The organism is Burkholderia sp. Ap-955 (assembly GCF_011753045.1).
Taxonomy (GTDB): domain Bacteria; phylum Pseudomonadota; class Gammaproteobacteria; order Burkholderiales; family Burkholderiaceae; genus Burkholderia; species Burkholderia lata_D.
Genome location: NZ_VWWH01000019.1, coordinates 46,071 through 62,475, shown reverse-complemented (window position 1 = coordinate 62,475; position 16,405 = coordinate 46,071). Strand labels below are relative to the sequence as shown.

Here is a 16,405-nt window from a genome sequence, read left to right as displayed (position 1 = left end):
CACTTGCGTCATCCACTGCGTCATTTCTGCGTAGACGGTTGCATCACGGCCGTCAGGTCGACCTGGCCGTCGTCCTTCAGCGCGGTGGCATGCGCCTCGCCGACCTGCACCTTGAACTGCCGGCGCGCATCGTCGAGCCACTGCGTCCACGCCGGGAACGACACGTTCTTCATCTGGATCTGTACGCCGTTGCCGACGATCTGCACCTGCGCGCCCTGCAGCCCGTGATCGGACAGCGACGCGGTCAGCGCGTCCTTCAGCGCGAGGCCGGTCGGCGCGACGCCCTGCGCGGCAGCCGTCAGCGATTTCGCCTCGTTCGCCTGCGCGGTCATCTGCGCCAGCTCGCGGCGCATCGTCGGCAGCTCGCGCTGGATCCGCGCGCGGCCTTCCTGCGCGGGCGACCACAGCACCGAATACGCGATCGCGACCGCCAGCACGGCGCCGCCCCAGCCGAGCAGCATCTTTTCGCGCTGTGAGCGCTCGCCCCAGAACTGGGCCAGCGTCTGGTTCAGTTGTTCCGTCTTCATGAGCGGCTCCGGATCGTCCATTTGCCCGTATTGCTGTCGACTTCGCCGGACAGTCCGTTACGCGCGAGGCGCTGCGTGAAATCGGGATCGACCTTGACCTCCGGCTTGAAGCCGACGTCGAGCTTCCGGTCGTGATAGTCGAGCGACGCGATGCCGTTCAGCGGCAGCGCGCCCATCGAACGCGACAGCCCGCTCGACAGCGCGAGGAAATCGTTCGGCGACAGCTCGCCGGCAGCCAGGCGCAACTGGTCGAGCTGGCGCTGCATCTGCGCGGGCGGATCGAGCACCGTCGTCGTCTTCGGGAATGCGGACAGCAGCGTCTCGGTGATCTGCGCGGACAGCGCATCGCGCTCGCGCGACAGCTTCCACCAGTGCAGGTTCATCCCGATCACCGCCACGCCGAGCGTCGCCGCGACGAGGGCGAGCGGCACGCGCAGGCGCTTCACCGTCGCGCGGTCGAAGCGCCACGGCTGCGATTCGAATTCGAACTGGCACAGGTCGAACTTCTCGGTCAGCGCGCGCCGCGCGAACGCGTCGAACGACAGCGGAGCGGCACCCGGCAGCAGCGGGCCGCCGTCGGTGCGGCCGACCGATGCGAGCCGCGGCTCCGCGCCCGGTTCGCCGAGTTCGTACAGTTCGACGTCGCCGCCACCCGCGAGCGCGGCCAGCGTGCCGGCCGCGCGCGACGCGGGCAAGACCGTGCTCGTGCTCGATACCGTGACGGGCGGCGCCGCCGGCCCGCCCCCCGCGGCCACCGTCGCCGGCCGGGCGGGTGCCCCCTCGACGGCGGCGGCGGCAACCGCGGCGGCGTCGACTTCGCTGTCGGCCGGCGCGGCGGACACGTGCGGCGCCGGCAGGCAGCGGGTCGCGGGCACCGCGCTCAGGTGCCGGTGGCCGGCCGCCGTGAACGCTTCGCAGATCGTGCGGAACCACGCGCGATCGACGACGGCCAGCACGCGGCGCCCGTCGGGCAGCGCGTCCGGATCGAGCGCGATATGGCAGCCGAGCGGATCCTGGATCAGCTGATCCTCGACGATGTTGGGCAGCGCTTGGCGCAGCTTCGGTCCCTTCAGCGGCGGCACGGTCGCGGCCAGCAGCAGCACGTCGCGCGCGGCGACGATCAGCACCGTCGCATTCGCGCGCGGCAGCAACGCAAGCGCGGCGCGGCCGGCGCGCTGCACGTGGCCGGCCTTGTCGACGAGCGTGAACGGCAGCTCGGGCCACTGCCATTCCTGCAACGGCACGGCAGGCTCGCGCGGCGGCAAAGAAACAATCAACGTGCTCACAAGAGCTCCTCTCCCGATTGGCGTCGTTATAGCTGGTCGCGGATGCGCACGACCCGTGTCGAGTGCGTGGTCGGATCACGATACACGAGCGAGGTGCGATCGACCTCCGCCCGGTCATGCTGGATCCGGCCATGCACGATGAAATAGCTCGAATTGACGTCGACGAGGCTCGAGTCGGGCGTCACGTTCGGTGGCGCACCGGCGCCGCGCAGCGCGAGCTGCACGTCGGCGACGTTGCGGAAAAACACGGTCTCGCGGCGCGACACGAGCGCCTGCGCGGACGACACGCTCATCCCCGGCATCAGCGCCGCAATGACCTCGGCCGGCGCGGTGTTCATGTTCACGGGCGTCGTGGTCGGCAGCACGGTGACGAACGGGCGCAACCGCGCGACCATCTCGGGCGTCACGCCGTCGACGTCGAGCAGGCTGTCGACGCCCGTCATCATCAGCGGCGCGGGCCCGCGATCGCCGCCCGTCATGCCGGGATCGTCGGTGAAGCCGCCGCCGCCTTGCTGATCGGTCGTCACCGGCGCGGTGACCGGCGGCGCCGTGCCGCCACCCGGCAGCGTCGGCATCTGGAAGCGCGTCGCCGAATTCAGCAGGCTCGCGCGCACCTGCAGCGCGATGCGCTTCGCGAACGCGCCGTCGTAGCCGAGCGTCGTCAGCAGGCGCTGGAACGCCTGGACCTGCGTGACGTTCAACTGCAGCACGCCGGGCGCCGGCGACGCCACGAGGTTGCGCAGGTTGAACTTCGCCTGCGCATCCTCGATCGAGCCGGAGATATAGGTGTCTTCGCCGCCGGTGTCGTTGGGCGCACCGATCCGGCCGAGGAAGTCCGACAGTTTCGTCTTCGCGATCGGCACGCCCCAGATGCCGCCGAGATACGTGATGCCGGGCGCCGTGTCGCCTTCGGAGCGCAGGATCATCCGCGTCCAGTCGAGCGCGCCGCGCGCGACCCACTGCGCCTGCGCGATCACGCGCTGGTTCTCGATCCGGCGGATCTGCACCTGCTGGCGCCACAGCATCCCCGAGACGAGGATCGCCGACAGCGCGACGACCAGCAACGCGGTGATGATCGCCGCGCCGCGCTGGCGGCCGCGTGCCCGTGCGCGACCGCCGGCGCGGGCGCGGGCGCAAAGCAATGAGCGGGGAGGGCGCGCGCGCATCGTCATTCCCCGACGAGGAAGATGCGCGTGACCGGCACGCGCAGCGACGTCGCGCCGATGCTGACCTGCAGCCCCGTCACCGCGCGAGCAGGCGGCGCGTTGCCGATCTGCGGCACCTTGAGCGCATCGTTGTTCTGCGCGAGCGCTTCGTCGGCCGTCTGCAGGTTGGTGGTCCAGCCCACGCGCGGCACGTACAGCTTCGCGTCGATCGCGCCGACGCCGCCCATCAGGGCGACCCAGCTCCAGCCTTCGACGCTGCTGTCCTTCAGCATGCCGCGCAGCCGGTTCGCGTCGTCGATCGGCGGCGACGCATAGCGCACGACGCGCCCGCCGGCGATCCGGTAGCGGACCACCTGCAGCCGCGGCGCCACACCCGGCACCTCGAGTTCGCGGACGATCTGCAGCGTATTGCCGGCCACGCCGATCGCCGGCTGGCCGGCCTCGTCGTCGGTCGCGGCGAGCCGCGCGTCGATGCGCATCTGGTCGAACATCTGCGCGAACACGCGCTCGTCTTCCATCGCGGCCGCGACCTTGTCGCGACCGCGCATGATCTGGTCGAGCCCGCGCCACGCGAGGATCGCGACCACCGCGAGGATCGCGATCGCGATCATCAGCTCGATCAGCGTGAAGCCGCGGGCGGGGCGGGCGAGCGGGCGTCGCATCGGCGCGTCAGAGCGGGCGGCTGGTTTCATTCGCGACCACCGTCACCATCTGCGCGAGCACGCCGGTGTGCCCGGGCATGCTCACCGAAATCCGCACGCGCCGGAACACCGGGTTGGGCGTGGTGCTCACGCGCTGCGTGCAGACGAGCTGCACGTTGCCTTGCGAGCAGTCGAAACTCTGTTCGCCGATCTCCGGCCACGCGTGCGTGAGCCGCATCTGCGCGAGCGCGTTGTCGGCGCTCCAGCCGGCGAGCAGGCGGCGATGAAGATCGGACGCGTTGGTCGCCATCGTGCCGACCGCGCGGATCGACGCGGCGAGCGCGACCGCGATGATCGCGAGCGCGACCAGCACCTCGATCATCGTGAAACCGCGACGCGAAGAAAGTCCCGTCGGGGAAGGGCGGCGCGATGAAGCAACGGGGAAGGGCAAGCGACGACGCATCGTCATTGCACCTCGTAGCGGCCATTGCCGGTGCTGACGATCGTCGCGCTGCCGACCGCCGAATGCAGCGTCACGCGCACCGGCGTGTCGATGCTCTCGGTACCGAACACGACGCGATTCGCATGCGTATCGGACCCCGGTTGGCCGGCCCCCGGATAGTCGATGTCGGCGCCGGTGACGCCACCGTCCCAGTCGCGCGGGCGCAGCAGGTCATCGCGCAGCGTGCGCCAGCCGTCGGGCGAGCTCACGTCGAAACGGAAGCCGTGCGCGGTCGGCTGCCACGCGATCGGCCGGGCACGCACCTGCGCTTCGTCGCCGGCCGTCTCGAACAGCAGCGCGATGCGCTGCGCTTCCTCGCGCAGGTCGGTGCGCGGATTGCGCGTGAGCGACAGCGACGCGAGCGACACGAGCAGCCCCGCGATCACGAGCACGACCAGCATTTCGAGCAGCGTGAAGCCGCGCGCGCGATGACGCCGCGCACCACGCAATGCCTGCCCGCCGTCGGCACGCACCGGCACGGACGAAGCCGCGCCGCGACGCACACGGCAATCGCGGCCGCAGCGGAAGGTCGTGCGAGTGGCGAGCATGAAGAAGGGAACGAAGCGTCGGGCCGGTCAGTGAGCGCTTATTGCCACGAACCGATGTCGGTGTCGTTGCCTTCGCCGCCTTCCTTGCCGTCGGCGCCGTAGCTGAACACGTCGATCTCGCCGTGCACGCCCGGGTTCAGGTACTTGTAGCTGTTACCCCACGGATCGTTCGGCAGGCGCTCGAGATAGCCGCCGTCCTTCCAGTTGTTCGGAATCGGATCGGTGGACGGCTTCTGGATCAGCGCGTTCAGGCCCTGATCCTGGGTCGGGTAGCGCCCGTTGTCGAGACGGTACAGCTTGAGCGCCTGCATGATCGTGCCGATGTCCTGCTTCGCGGCGATGCGGCGTGCCTCGTCCGGGCGGCTCATGATCTTCGGCACGATCAGCGCCGCCAGGATCCCGAGGATCGCGACCACCACCATGATCTCGATCAGCGTGAAACCGCGCTGACGACGCACGGCCGCGTTGCGGCGAGTGATCCACGTTTGCATGACTGACTACCTCTTTCCAAAAAAATGTCGTGGTTTGAGTGACGCACCCGGCGCACCGGACGATGGCCTGACGGCAACCTTCCGAACCCGCGGGCGCGGAGCACGCATTGTAAGGCGCGCATTGCCGAGGGCTTTCACCCAACGCAAATTTCATATACATCCGTACAATAGCGCGCATGAACGCGCTCTCGATCCGGATCCTCTCCCTAGCCCTCTTCGCGGGTTTGTGCGCGACGGCCACCTACTGGGTCGTCACGCTGTCCGCCCGCGAAGCGCCGCTGCCCGCCGCCGCCGCGCGGCTGCCGATCCGCACCGAGGACGCCGCGGCGCTCTTCGGCGGTCAGCTCGACAAGAATCCCGTGCAGGACATCCACCTGTTCGGCATCCTCGCGCTCGACCACGGCGGTGCCGCGATCATCGGTGTCGGTGGCGAACCGCCGCGTGCCGTGTCGCTCGGCGCGGACGTCACGTCCGGCGCGAAGCTCGCCGAAGTCCGCCCCCGCTCGATCATCGTCGAGCGCAACGGCGCCCGCACCGAAGTCCAGCTGCCCGCCAATACGCCGTCCCCGGCGATCTACGTGCGCTGAAGCCGAAGGCGACGGCCCGACCTGCGGTCAGGCCGTCACTGCACCATGTTGTTCAGCTCGATGATCGGCAGCATCACGGCCAGCACGATCACGAGCACGATGCCCCCCATCGCCAGGATCAGCAGCGGCTCGAGCAGGCTCGTCAGGAACATCGTGCGACGCTCGAGCTCGCGCGCTTCGCCTTCGGCCGCGCGATCCAGCATCGTCGTCACGTCGCCCGTCGCTTCACCGGAACGGATCAGGTGCACGAGCACCGGCGGAAACGTCTTCACGTTGTTCAGCGCGCGCGACAGCGCGGAGCCTTCGCGCACGCGCACGATCGCGTCGTCGATGTTCGCGCGCATCGCGCGGTTCGACAGCGTCTCGCCGGCCGCCTGCAACGCGCGCAGGATCGGCACGCCCGCCGCGGTGAGGATGCCGAGCGTGCTCGCGAAACGCACCGTGTTGTAGCCGCGCACGAGCTTGCCCGCGAGCGGTGCGGTGAGCACCCAGCGGTCGAATGCGAGGCGCGGCCCGTCGCGCGACAGCGTCGCCTTCACGAACCACACGACGAGCACCACCGCGATCAGGATCGCCCACCACCAGTGCCGCACGAAATCCGACAGCGCCATCATCACGATCGTCAGCACGGGCAGCTGCTGCTTCGTGCTCGCGAATACGTTGACGACCTGCGGCACCACGTAGCTCAGCAGGAACGTGACGATGCCGAATGCGATCAGCGTGACGATCCCCGGATACGTGAACGCCAGCAGGATCTTCTGCTTCAGCGCGTTGCTCTGCTCGATGTAGTCGGCCAGGCGCGACAGCACGATGCCGAGCTTGCCGGTGTGCTCGCCGGCCGCGACGAGCGCACGATAGATTTCCGGGAAATCGCGCGGATGCTGGCCCAGCGCATTCGCGAGCGAATGGCCGCCGAGCACTTCGGCGCGGATCGCGGCCATCAGTTCGCGGATGTAGTCGCGCTCGGCCTGCTCGGTCAGCACGCCGAGCGCCTCGTCGAGCGGCAGCCCGGCGATCAGGAGGCTCGCGAGCTGGCGCGTGAGGATCGCCTGTTCGCGCTGCGACAGCTTGCGGCCGAACGCGAGCCGCTGCGACCGCGCCCCGCGCGTCGCGCTGGCGGCCGGCTCGACGACGAGCGGCGTGAGCCCCTGCGTACGCAGCTGGCCGCGCGCGGCACGTGCGCTGTCGGCATCGATGACGCCTTTCTGCGCGCGTCCCGCCGAATCGATTGCTTCGAAACGGAATGCCGGCATCGCGCTATGCGCCTCCCGTCACGCGCAGCACTTCCTCGAGCGACGTCGCGCCCGACGCGAGCCAGCGCTCGGCGTCGTCGCGCAGCGTGCGCATCCCTTCCGCACGGCCGGCGGCGAGGATCTCCGCGTCGGCCGCATTGCGGTGGATCAGCGAGCGGATCGACTCGTCGACCAGCAGCAGCTCGTACACCCCGCGCCGGCCCGAATAACCCGAATGCCCGCACTTGTCGCAGCCGACCGGATGCCACACGGTGCGGCCTTCTTCCTGGCGTTCTTCCTTGCAGACGGGGCAGAGCTGCCGCACCAGCCGCTGCGCGAGCACGCCGAGCAGCGACGACGCGAGCAGGTAGGGTTCGACGCCCATGTCGGTCAGACGCGTGACGGCCGAGGCCGCATCGTTCGTGTGCAGCGTCGCGAGCACGAGGTGGCCCGTCAGCGATGCCTGCACCGCGATCTGCGCGGTTTCGAGGTCGCGGATTTCGCCGATCATGATCACGTCCGGATCCTGGCGCAGGATCGAGCGCAGCGCACGGGCAAAGGTCATCCCGATCCGCTCGTTCACCTGCGTCTGGCCGATGCCGCCGAGGTCGTATTCGATCGGGTCCTCGACGGTCATGATGTTGGTCGTCGCGGTTTCGAGCCGCGACATCGACGCATACAGCGTGGTCGTCTTGCCCGAACCCGTCGGGCCCGTGACGAGCACGATGCCGTGCGGGCGCGCGATCAGCTTGTCGAACTGCACGAGCGTGTCGCGGCCCATCCCGAGCGCTTCGAGGTTCAGCCGCTGCGCATCCTTTTCCAGCAGACGCAGCACCGCGCGCTCGCCGTGCCCGGTCGGCAGCGTCGACACCCGCACGTCGACCGGCCGCCCGCCGACGCGCAGCGTGATGCGGCCGTCCTGCGGCAGGCGCTTCTCGGCGATGTCGAGCTGCGCCATGATCTTGATCCGCGAGATCAGCGCGCCGTGCAGCGCCTTCTTCGGCCGCACGACGTCGCGCAGCGTGCCGTCGACGCGAAAGCGCACGACCGAGGCGTTCTCGAACGGCTCGATGTGGATGTCCGACGCCTGTTCGCGCGCCGCTTGCGTGAGCAGCGCGTTGATCATCCGGATGATCGGCGCGTCGTCTTCCGATTCGAGCAGATCCTCGACTTCGGGGATGTCCTGCATCAGCCGCGACAGGTCGACTTCGCCTTCAACCTCGCCGACCACCTGCGCGGCGCTGCCGTCCTGGCGTGCGTACGCATGGTTGATCGCCTGCGCGAGCTCGTCGGCCGGCACGCGATGCACGGAGATCGAGCCGAAGTTGCGCGCGATTTCCGCGAGCGCGGCGTCGCTCGTGCGTTCGCTGATCCACACCTCGAGCGTGTCGTCGAGCTGGTGCGCGATCAGCACCTGGCCGCTCTTCGCGAAGCCGTACGGCAACAGTCGCGCAGCGAGCGGCGACGGCGGCTGCCGTTCGCCCGGCGCGCCGTCGTGGGCGGAAGAGGCGTGCACGTCGCTCACTGCGACGCTCCCGGCGTCGCCGTCAGCGGCTGTTGCGGCACGGCCTGCTGCGGCACGCTCTGCGGCTGCGCGGGCGTCGCTTCCGGCAACGGCTGGGCCGGCACCGGCGCCACCTGGCGCTGCAGCTGCTGGCGACGCATCTTGTCGAGATCGAACAGGTTGCCAGCCGGCGTGCCGCCCTGGCTCGGACCGATCGGCATCGGCGGGACGACCGGATCATCCTTGTCGCGGATCACGTTGTTGTCCGACTTGTACGCGCCCGACACGCCCTGGATATAGTCGTAGCGGTTGGCCGTGACTTCCTGCGCGGTGCTGCGGTCGGAGATGATCACCGGGCGCAGGAACACCATCAGGTTGGTTTTCGCGCGTAGCTTCGATTCCGAACGGAACAGCTGACCGATCCACGGAATGTCGCCGAGCAGCGGCACCTTGCTGTTCGATACCTGGTAGTTGTCCTGCATCAGGCCGCCGAGCACGATGATCTCGCCGTTGTCGGCCAGGATCGTCGACTGGATCGAGCGCTTCGTGAAGGTCGGGCCGGTCTGCGCGTTCGTCGTGCCGCTGACGACCGCCGAATCCTCGGTATAGAGCTGCAGCTTCAGGATCCCGCCGTCGGTAATCTGCGGCTTCACGTGCAGCGTCAGGCCGACGTCGCGACGGTCGTAGGTATTGAACGCATTGTTCGTATTGCCGCTCGTCAGGTTCGAATACGAGCCGGTCGGGATCGGCACGTTCTGGCCGACGACGATCTTCGCTTCCTCGTTGTCGAGCGTGATCAGGTTCGGCGTCGACAGCACGTTCGCGTCGTTCACGCCCGCGAAGTATTGCAGCAGCGCGCCGAGCCCCTGCACGCCGAACATGTTGTGCAGCCAGCCGATGTTGAGGCCTGGGGTCAGCGTAGCCAGGTTGGCCGCCAGGCCGGCCCCGGTGGTGCCCGCCGAGCCCGTCGTCAGATTGACGATGCTATTGCCCATACCCAGCTGGGGGCTCAGGTTCGTGCCGCCGAGAAACTGGCCGCTCGCGACCTGCCACTGGATGCCGAGGTTGCCGGACGTATTCGAGTTCAGCTCGACGATCAGCGCTTCGATATAGACCTGCGCGCGCCGTGCGTCGAGCTGGTCGATCACCGAGCGCAGGTTCCGGTACACCGGATCGGACGCGGTGATGATCAGCGAGTTGGTGGCCGAGTCGGCCTGGATCATCCCGCCCGGCTGGTTGTCGTCGCCGCTCTTGTCCTTGTCGCCGCCGAGCAGGCCGCCGGTGCCGAGGCCACCGCCGGACGAGCCGCCGCCATACCCGGACGAGGACGACGAGCCGCCGAGGCCGCCCGACGGCAGCGGCGGGGTGCCGGACGTGCCGGTCGAGAAGTTGCCGCTCGACGACGAGCCGCCGCTCTGGTTGAAGCTGTTCGCATCGTTGGACGACGCCGACGAGCCGCTGTCGCTGCCGCCGCCCTTGCCGAGCATCCCGCGCAGCGTCTTCGCGAGCTTCACCGCATCGGCGTTGCGCAGCGGCACGACGTGCATGTTGCCCGGCACGCCGCTCGGCGCGTCGAGCTGCTGCACGAGCCGCTTGGCGGCCGCGAGGCGCGACGCGCTCGATGCGCGCAGCATCAGCGAGTTGGTGCGTGGGTCGGCCGTGACCGACACCTTCAGCGTGGCGTCGCTGTTGCCGATCGCGCCCGGGTCGAGCATTTTCTGCAGTTGCGCGGCGAGGTCGATCGCGTTCGCGTTGCGCAGCGGAACGACCTGCACCTGCGCGCCCGCGGCGCTGTCCACGCCGGCGATGATCTGCGCGATGCGCCGCACGTTGTCCGCGTAGTCGGTCACGACGATCGTGTTGTTCGCGGGATAGGCGGTGACCGTGTTGTTCGGCGAGATCAGCGGCCGCAGCACGGGCAGCAGGTTGTTCGCCGATTCGTTGTGCAGCTCGAATACCTGCGTGATCACCTGGTCGCCGCGCGCCTGCGGCGCATTGCCGACGTAGGTCGGCACGCCTTGCAGTTTCGCGTCGGCCTCGGGCACGACCTTCAGCACGCCGTGATCCTGCACGAGTGCGAAGCCCTGCATGCGCAGCGCCGACTGCAGCGTCTTCAGCGCCTGGTCTTCCGGCACCGGCCGTTCGGCCACGAGGTTGAGCTGCCCCTTCACACGAGGGTCGACGATGATGGTCTTGCCGGTTGCGGCGCCGATCGCCTTGGCGACCTGGTCGATATCCGCATTCACGAAATTGAGCGTGACCTGAGCGTAGGCGGCCTGCGAAACGATGATGCCGGCGACGATCAGGGTCGTGGCGACACGCCGCATAACGAAGCGATTTCTTGTCATGGATGAATGGGTCGATGCCGGCTCAGGCCACTTCCGGCGGTAGTGCTGGGATCCAAGTCCGAAAGAGGCGACATTAGCAGTTTTTCATGTCCGAAATATCACATTGATCCGAGGACTGTCTCACATACGACATGTATCCGGCGAACCGTATGCAATCTGTAAGATTCGACGCTATTCTCGGCGCATGCGGTCCTCGCCCCCATTTCACGATGAACCGACACGGAAATGCGGTATAACCGGGCGGCCGTATTCCTGTATGTCGCAAGCTGACGGACTGCCGGTATGATACGGGCGGCACGTTTCTCGTCGCACGAATAACAGGCACGGGTTTTCCCGACCCTCACGCATTTTCTTGTCGATTTCGCACCATGAACAGACGGTTCGTTTCGATCGTGTTGATCGCCGCCGGCGGGTATTTCGCCAGCGCGAACGCTCGCGCGGACTGTTTCGACGAAGCAGCTAAATATCAGCAGGTCAATCCGCTGATCCTGCGCGCGATCGCGTGGCAGGAGTCGCGCAACCGGCCCGGCGCGCTGAACAAGAACACGAACGGCTCGGTCGACTACGGCCTGATGCAGATCAATTCGATCCACCTGCCGACGCTGTCGCGCTATGGGATCGGCCGCGACACGCTGATGGAGCCGTGCAAGAACGTCTATATCGCCGCGTGGCATCTCAAGCAGAAGATGAACCGTTACGGCAACACGTGGCAGGCGGTCGGCGCCTATCATTCGGAAACCCCGTCGCTGCGCGACAAGTATGCGCGGCAGATCGCCGGCATCCTGACGCAGTGGAAGCTGCTGCCGCCCGTGCAGTGACGCCGCGCCGCAGCGCGGCCTGACCCGGTACCGGCCGGCCGGCGCGCGTTTGATGCACAATGCGGATCTCACGCCGCATTTCGCCCGCCCGCGGGACGATCGCGCCCCGGAAGGGCGTCGCGGCCGCTTTTTCAATTTTTCCGTTGGTGCATATCGCTATGAATCCGGCAATGAACCAGCCGTTGCCCGTCACCGTGCTGTCCGGTTTCCTCGGCGCCGGCAAGACCACGCTGCTCAATCACATCCTCGCGAATCGCGCGGGCCTGAAAGTCGCCGTGATTGTCAACGATCTCGCGGCGGTCAACATCGATGCCTCGCTCGTGCGCGACGCGCAGGCGCTGTCGCACGTCGAGGAACGCCTCGTCGAGATGTCGAACGGCTGCATCTGCTGCACGCTGCGCGACGACCTGCTCGTCGAGATCCGCACGCTCGCGTCGGAAGGCCGCTTCGACGCGATCATGATCGAATCGACCGGCATCGCGGAGCCGATGCCGATCGCCGAAACCTTCACGTTCGTCGACGATGACGGCACGTCGCTGTCGAAAATCGCGCGGCTCGACACGCTCGTCACCGTGGTCGATGCCTACAACTTCCTGCGCGACTACGGCTCGGATGATGCACTCGCGACGCGCGGCATCGCCGCATCGGAAGAGGACGACCGCACGCTCGTCGAGCTGCTGATCGAGCAGATCGAATTCTGCGACGTGCTGGTGATCAACAAGGCCGACCTCGTCGCCGCGGACGACCTTGCCCGCCTGCAGCACATCCTCGCGCGACTCAACCCGCGCGCGCACCAGGTCGTGTCGACGTTCGGCAACGTGCCGCTCGACGAAGTGCTGAACACGGGCCGTTTCGATTTCGACGAGGCCGCGAACGCGCCGGGCTGGCTCGCGTCGCTCGATCACGATCGCACGCATTGCGACGACCCCGACTGCCATGACGAACATCATGCGCACGTGCACGGCGAAGCCGACGAATTCGGGATCGGCAATTTTGTTTACCGCGCGCGCCGGCCGTTTCATCCGGCGCGACTCTGGGCACTGCTGCATCAGGAGTGGCCGGGCGTGCTGCGCAGCAAGGGCTTCTTCTGGCTCGCGACGCGCAACGACATCGCGGGTTCGCTGTCGCAGGCGGGCGGCGTATGCCGGCATGGCCCGGCGGGGCTTTGGTGGGCCGCGCAGGATCGCGCGGAATGGCCGGACGACGACGAGCTGCTCGGTGAAATCCGCGCCGAATGGCACGGCGATCTCGACGATCGCGCAGTGGGCGATCGCCGGCAGGAACTCGTGCTGATCGGCATCGCGCTCGACGCGGATGCATGGCGCGCGAAGCTCGATGCATGCCTACTGACCGATGCGGAATTCGCGCTCGGCGCGGCCGGATGGCAGGCGTTCGACGACCCGTTCCCGGCGTGGGATGTCGATTCGCACGACGACGACGATCACGGCGACACGCAGATCGTGCACGCGTAACGCGTTGTAAAAAACAACCGTTAAATCTTGCAAGAGGGGCGCGGACTGTGGCGAAAATGCTGCGTGCGCCCAACAAAAAACCCGCCGAAAGGCGGGTTTTTCTTGGAACAGGCGCTGGTTTAACGCTTGTTGACGGCGTCCTTGAACGCCTTGCCAGCCGTGAACTTGACCGTCTTGGCTGCCGGGATCTTGATGGTTTCGCCGGTCTTCGGGTTGCGGCCCGTACGTGCTGCGCGCTTGCCCGAACCGAAGCTGCCGAAGCCGATCAGCTGAACCGCATCACCCTTCGACACGGCCTTCTTGATGACTTCGAGCAGCGTGTCCAGCGTTTCGCCGGTTTGAGCCTTGCTGGCGCCCGTTTGGGCGGCGACGGCGTCGATCAGTTCCTGTTTGTTCATTAAGGTTCCTTTATCAGGTTAGGTTGACACGAACAGCGCGAACGCGCCGATTATACGTGCGCGAACCGTGCCGTCGAGAGTCAGACTCCGACGACACAGCGCCGAATCCTGGCCCGCGCGACGCGCCCTCCGGTGAGCCGGTGGCCACCCCGCGGTACGGCGTTGCTATGATAGCGCAGCGCAAACCCAATAACGACAAGGGTTTCAAAGATTTTCATTGGTATTTCGCCGAATGAATCACTGACTGCCCGTTTTTTGACCAGCGCCAACCGGACAGGATACGCAGCGTGGTCCGCCCGTGCGCCGCGCCGTTGGCTTTTTCCAACGACCGGTCGGACGGCCCCGCGCAATCCCTTGCCAGGCTTGGCTGCCACGTTTTTTGTTTCGCATGACCGACCGACTTGTTCCCGCCACGCTCGCGCGCCGCGACGACGGCACGCTCGTCTCGCCCGAGTTCGCCGATCTCCATCGCGGCGCATCAGGCGCGCTCGCGCATCGCATGTTCGTCGCGGGCAACGGGCTGCCGGCACGCTGGCAGGGCCGCCGCACGTTCACGATCGTGGCGACCGGATTCGGCGCGGGCGGCAGCTTCCTCGCGGCCTGGGCCGCATGGCGCGACGATCCCGCGCGCTGCGAGCGGCTGCATTTTGTCGCAGTCGAACCGCATCCGTTCTCACGCGACGACCTGCGCCGCGCCGCTTTGCATATCGTTGCGGACACAACCATATCGACGGATGTCGATGCACTTGCCGACGCGTGGCCGATGCTCGTACCGGGCCTTCATCGGCTCGAATTCGACGAAGGGCGCGTGGTGCTCACGCTTGCGTTCGGCGATGCGATCGACATGCTGGGGAAGATCGTCGCGCGCGCCGACGCGTTCTGTCTCGACCGCTTCGCGTCCTCGAGCGACGCGGATCTCCCATCGGCCGACGTGGTCCGCGTGCTCTCGAAAATCGCCGGCGAACATGCCACGTTTGCAGCGCATGCGGGTTCGAACGCGTTGAAGCACGCACTCGGCCAATCGGGTTTCACGTATCGCGAGGTCGACGATCTGCTCGTCGGCGAATATGCGCCGCGCTGGCGCGCGCGCCGGCACGAGCCGCCGCTCGCGCTGCCTGTTGCGACGCGCCGCGCGATCGTGATCGGCGCGGGGCTGGCGGGCTGCGCGGTCGTCGAGCGTCTGGCCGCGCGCGGCTGGGAAGTCACGCTGATCGAGCGGCACGAGCGGATCGCGAGCGAAGCGTCGGGCAATCCGGCCGGTGTATTCCACCCGCTGATGACACGCGACGACAACGTCGCGAGCCGGCTCACGCGCGGCGGCTTCCTGCACGCGATCGCACGCTGGCGCGCACTCGAACGCGCGGGCCATGCATTCGCGCGCAGCACGCACGGGATGATCCATCTCGCGGAATCCGCTGACGACTTCGAACGGATGCGCGAGGCATTCGATGCGTTCGGTGCGCCGTCCGACTATGTCTCGCTGCTCGACGTCGAGGCCGCGCGCGCGCATCTGAACCTGCCGGTCGCGCAGGGCGGCCTGCTGTTTCCGCACGGCGGCGCCGTCTGGCCGGCCGGCCTTTGCGCGGCCCAATACGCGGCGGCCGGCGAGCGTGTGCGCTTGCTCGCGTCCACCCGCGTTGCACGACTCGAACGGCGGGGCGACGCGTGGCATGCACTCGACGATGCGGGCGGCACGCTGGCCGAAGCGCCCGTCGTCGTGCTGGCGAATGCCGGCGACGCCGCGCGTCTCGCCGGGCTGCAACATGTCGCGCTGCAACCGGTGCGCGGCCAGCTCACGTTGCTGCCGGCCGGCAGCACGGCACCGCTGCCGTGCCCGACGATCGGCGACGGTTACGCGGTGCCGCTCGACGACGGCACGCTGCTGATCGGCGCGACGTTCGAACCCGACGACGTCGATGCCGCGATGCGCGCGGCCGGCCACCTCGAAAATATCGAGCGCGTACGGCATCTGCTGCCGGGCCTGATCGGCGACCTGCCGGATCCCGACACACTGCGTGGCCGCGTTGCGTTCCGCTGGGTCGTCGGCGACCGCCTGCCGCTGCTCGGCCCGCTCGCGGACGAAGCGGGCGCCATCGCCAAGGCACGCGCGCTGATCGGTGCGCAGGCGCGCGACCTGCCACGCATGCCCGGACTCTACGGCGCATTCGGCTTCGGCTCGCGCGGCCTCGTATGGGCGGCACTCGGCGCCGAACTGATCGCCTCGCAACTCGAAGGCGAGCCTTGGCCGCTCGAACGCGAACTTGCCGATGCCGTCGACCCCGCACGCTTCCTGATCCGCGCGTTGCGCGCGCGCCGCGTCGGCCAGGCCGGCTGACCGCTCACCCGAGCCGCTCACAGTTTCCCGACTTTTTCGCGCAAGGTTATCCACTCGACGCTGTGGATAACCGCGCGAAATCCGCGCGCGCTTCGTGTGTAATCACAGTGGACGTAAACTGGGCAACTCGGCACAGCTTTGAAGAGGCCCGAAAGTTGCTCAACTCAAACCTCTGTGCACGAACAGTCTGTGCAACGGGTTATCGGCTCTGCAACGCCTTGATCTGTCGACGTAAACCGAAGTTATCCACAGAACTGTGCGTCCTTTGTTAACTTCTACTACGTATATATACAAGTAAACCTTTGAAACCAAAGACCTGCGGTGCCGCACAGCGCCGCGAGTCGATTCAATGGGTTCCAGACCGAAAAAGCTGTGGCACAATCGGTTTCCTTCGCGTTCATCCGGCCAGGCGCCGGACATGCTTCAATGGAACGGTCGGCACGATTTCGAATCTGAATCTTCGAGACTGCGCAGTCCGTTCACACACCAGGCCGACAATCCAGATCGGCAACCTGAACGACTTTCCGCCCTGTGGTGGAAAAGGCGGATC

The 16,405-nt window shown here is 67.5% G+C and carries 15 protein-coding genes; 4 read left to right on the top strand and 11 right to left on the bottom strand.

Annotation, left to right across the window (positions count from 1 at the left end):
• Positions 1 to 20: 20 nt before the first annotated feature.
• Genes F3J15_RS13755 through gspG form a run of 7 tightly spaced genes read right to left on the bottom strand, consistent with a single transcriptional unit; the run spans position 21 to position 5,161 of the window.
• A complete protein-coding gene (locus F3J15_RS13755; protein WP_069249188.1) occupies positions 21 to 527 on the bottom strand; it encodes a type II secretion system protein M in 507 nt (168 codons plus the stop codon).
• Positions 524 to 1,813 carry a type II secretion system protein GspL gene (gene gspL / locus F3J15_RS13750; protein WP_166891661.1) on the bottom strand — a complete coding sequence of 430 codons (1,290 nt, stop codon included), beginning with the start codon at positions 1,811 to 1,813 and terminating at the stop codon, positions 524 to 526. Before gspL ends, F3J15_RS13755 begins: the two co-directional genes overlap by 4 nt.
• Positions 1,814 to 1,839: 26 nt before the next feature.
• Entirely contained in the window at positions 1,840 to 2,979 is a 1,140-nt protein-coding gene (gene gspK / locus F3J15_RS13745; protein ID WP_166891658.1) for a type II secretion system minor pseudopilin GspK, read from the bottom strand.
• Between the two features lie 2 nt (positions 2,980 to 2,981).
• Positions 2,982 to 3,671 carry a prepilin-type N-terminal cleavage/methylation domain-containing protein gene (locus tag F3J15_RS13740; protein WP_166891656.1) on the bottom strand — a complete coding sequence of 230 codons (690 nt, stop codon included), beginning with the start codon at positions 3,669 to 3,671 and terminating at the stop codon, positions 2,982 to 2,984.
• Positions 3,649 to 4,083: a type II secretion system minor pseudopilin GspI gene (gene gspI, locus F3J15_RS13735; RefSeq protein WP_089444793.1), complete on the bottom strand. Its 435-nt coding sequence runs from the start codon at positions 4,081 to 4,083 to the stop codon at positions 3,649 to 3,651. Before gspI ends, F3J15_RS13740 begins: the two co-directional genes overlap by 23 nt.
• Before the next feature lie 2 nt (positions 4,084 to 4,085).
• Entirely contained in the window at positions 4,086 to 4,670 is a 585-nt protein-coding gene (locus F3J15_RS13730; RefSeq protein WP_166891653.1) for a GspH/FimT family pseudopilin, read from the bottom strand.
• Between the two features lie 38 nt (positions 4,671 to 4,708).
• The gene (gspG, locus tag F3J15_RS13725) at positions 4,709 to 5,161 is read right to left on the bottom strand and encodes a type II secretion system major pseudopilin GspG (RefSeq protein WP_166891651.1); all 453 of its coding nucleotides are present in this window, start codon (positions 5,159 to 5,161) and stop codon (positions 4,709 to 4,711) included.
• 176 nt (positions 5,162 to 5,337) lie between these two features.
• Between gspG and F3J15_RS13720 the strand changes: the two genes are divergently transcribed.
• Positions 5,338 to 5,748 carry a type II secretion system protein N gene (locus F3J15_RS13720; RefSeq protein WP_046550055.1) on the top strand — a complete coding sequence of 137 codons (411 nt, stop codon included), beginning with the start codon at positions 5,338 to 5,340 and terminating at the stop codon, positions 5,746 to 5,748.
• Positions 5,749 to 5,783: 35 nt separating this feature from the next.
• Here F3J15_RS13720 and gspF read toward each other — a convergent pair whose 3' ends face one another.
• Genes gspF through gspD form a run of 3 tightly spaced genes read right to left on the bottom strand, consistent with a single transcriptional unit; the run spans position 5,784 to position 10,832 of the window.
• On the bottom strand, positions 5,784 to 7,001 hold the full coding sequence (gspF, locus tag F3J15_RS13715; RefSeq protein ID WP_069246748.1) for a type II secretion system inner membrane protein GspF: 1,218 nt from the start codon (positions 6,999 to 7,001) through the stop codon (positions 5,784 to 5,786).
• 4 nt (positions 7,002 to 7,005) lie between these two features.
• Entirely contained in the window at positions 7,006 to 8,505 is a 1,500-nt protein-coding gene (gspE, locus tag F3J15_RS13710) for a type II secretion system ATPase GspE (RefSeq protein ID WP_069246749.1), read from the bottom strand.
• Entirely contained in the window at positions 8,502 to 10,832 is a 2,331-nt protein-coding gene (gene gspD, locus F3J15_RS13705) for a type II secretion system secretin GspD (RefSeq protein ID WP_069246750.1), read from the bottom strand. Before gspD ends, gspE begins: the two co-directional genes overlap by 4 nt.
• Positions 10,833 to 11,200: 368 nt before the next feature.
• On the opposite strand from gspD, the gene F3J15_RS13700 reads away from it, so the two are divergent.
• Positions 11,201 to 11,650, top strand: a complete 450-nt coding sequence (locus F3J15_RS13700) for a lytic transglycosylase domain-containing protein (protein ID WP_069246751.1) — start codon at positions 11,201 to 11,203, stop codon at positions 11,648 to 11,650.
• Positions 11,651 to 11,808: 158 nt separating this feature from the next.
• A complete protein-coding gene (locus tag F3J15_RS13695) occupies positions 11,809 to 13,122 on the top strand; it encodes a GTP-binding protein (RefSeq protein ID WP_069246752.1) in 1,314 nt (437 codons plus the stop codon).
• A 119-nt stretch (positions 13,123 to 13,241) separates the two neighbouring features.
• On the opposite strand, the gene F3J15_RS13690 is transcribed toward F3J15_RS13695, so the two are convergent.
• Positions 13,242 to 13,520: an HU family DNA-binding protein gene (locus tag F3J15_RS13690; RefSeq protein ID WP_006401505.1), complete on the bottom strand. Its 279-nt coding sequence runs from the start codon at positions 13,518 to 13,520 to the stop codon at positions 13,242 to 13,244.
• 388 nt (positions 13,521 to 13,908) lie between these two features.
• Here F3J15_RS13690 and mnmC point away from each other — a divergent pair, with 388 nt between their 5' ends.
• Positions 13,909 to 15,855 (top strand): bifunctional tRNA (5-methylaminomethyl-2-thiouridine)(34)-methyltransferase MnmD/FAD-dependent 5-carboxymethylaminomethyl-2-thiouridine(34) oxidoreductase MnmC, encoded by a 1,947-nt coding sequence (gene mnmC, locus F3J15_RS13685; RefSeq protein WP_166891649.1) that lies wholly within the window; start codon positions 13,909 to 13,911, stop codon positions 15,853 to 15,855.
• Positions 15,856 to 16,405 lie beyond the last annotated feature (550 nt).

Coding starts and splice junctions, on each gene's coding strand:
- F3J15_RS13755 (WP_069249188.1), bottom strand. CDS start 527: ATGAAGACGGAACAACTGAACCAGACGCTGGCCCAGTTCTGGGGCGAG.
- gspK (WP_166891658.1), bottom strand. CDS start 2,979: ATGCGCGCGCGCCCTCCCCGCTCATTGCTTTGCGCCCGCGCCCGCGCC.
- F3J15_RS13740 (WP_166891656.1), bottom strand. CDS start 3,671: ATGAAACCAGCCGCCCGCTCTGACGCGCCGATGCGACGCCCGCTCGCC.
- gspI (WP_089444793.1), bottom strand. CDS start 4,083: ATGCGTCGTCGCTTGCCCTTCCCCGTTGCTTCATCGCGCCGCCCTTCC.
- F3J15_RS13730 (WP_166891653.1), bottom strand. CDS start 4,670: ATGCTCGCCACTCGCACGACCTTCCGCTGCGGCCGCGATTGCCGTGTG.
- gspG (WP_166891651.1), bottom strand. CDS start 5,161: ATGCAAACGTGGATCACTCGCCGCAACGCGGCCGTGCGTCGTCAGCGC.
- F3J15_RS13720 (WP_046550055.1), top strand. CDS start 5,338: ATGAACGCGCTCTCGATCCGGATCCTCTCCCTAGCCCTCTTCGCGGGT.
- gspF (WP_069246748.1), bottom strand. CDS start 7,001: ATGCCGGCATTCCGTTTCGAAGCAATCGATTCGGCGGGACGCGCGCAG.
- gspD (WP_069246750.1), bottom strand. CDS start 10,832: ATGACAAGAAATCGCTTCGTTATGCGGCGTGTCGCCACGACCCTGATC.
- F3J15_RS13700 (WP_069246751.1), top strand. CDS start 11,201: ATGAACAGACGGTTCGTTTCGATCGTGTTGATCGCCGCCGGCGGGTAT.
- F3J15_RS13695 (WP_069246752.1), top strand. CDS start 11,809: ATGAATCCGGCAATGAACCAGCCGTTGCCCGTCACCGTGCTGTCCGGT.
- F3J15_RS13690 (WP_006401505.1), bottom strand. CDS start 13,520: ATGAACAAACAGGAACTGATCGACGCCGTCGCCGCCCAAACGGGCGCC.
- mnmC (WP_166891649.1), top strand. CDS start 13,909: ATGACCGACCGACTTGTTCCCGCCACGCTCGCGCGCCGCGACGACGGC.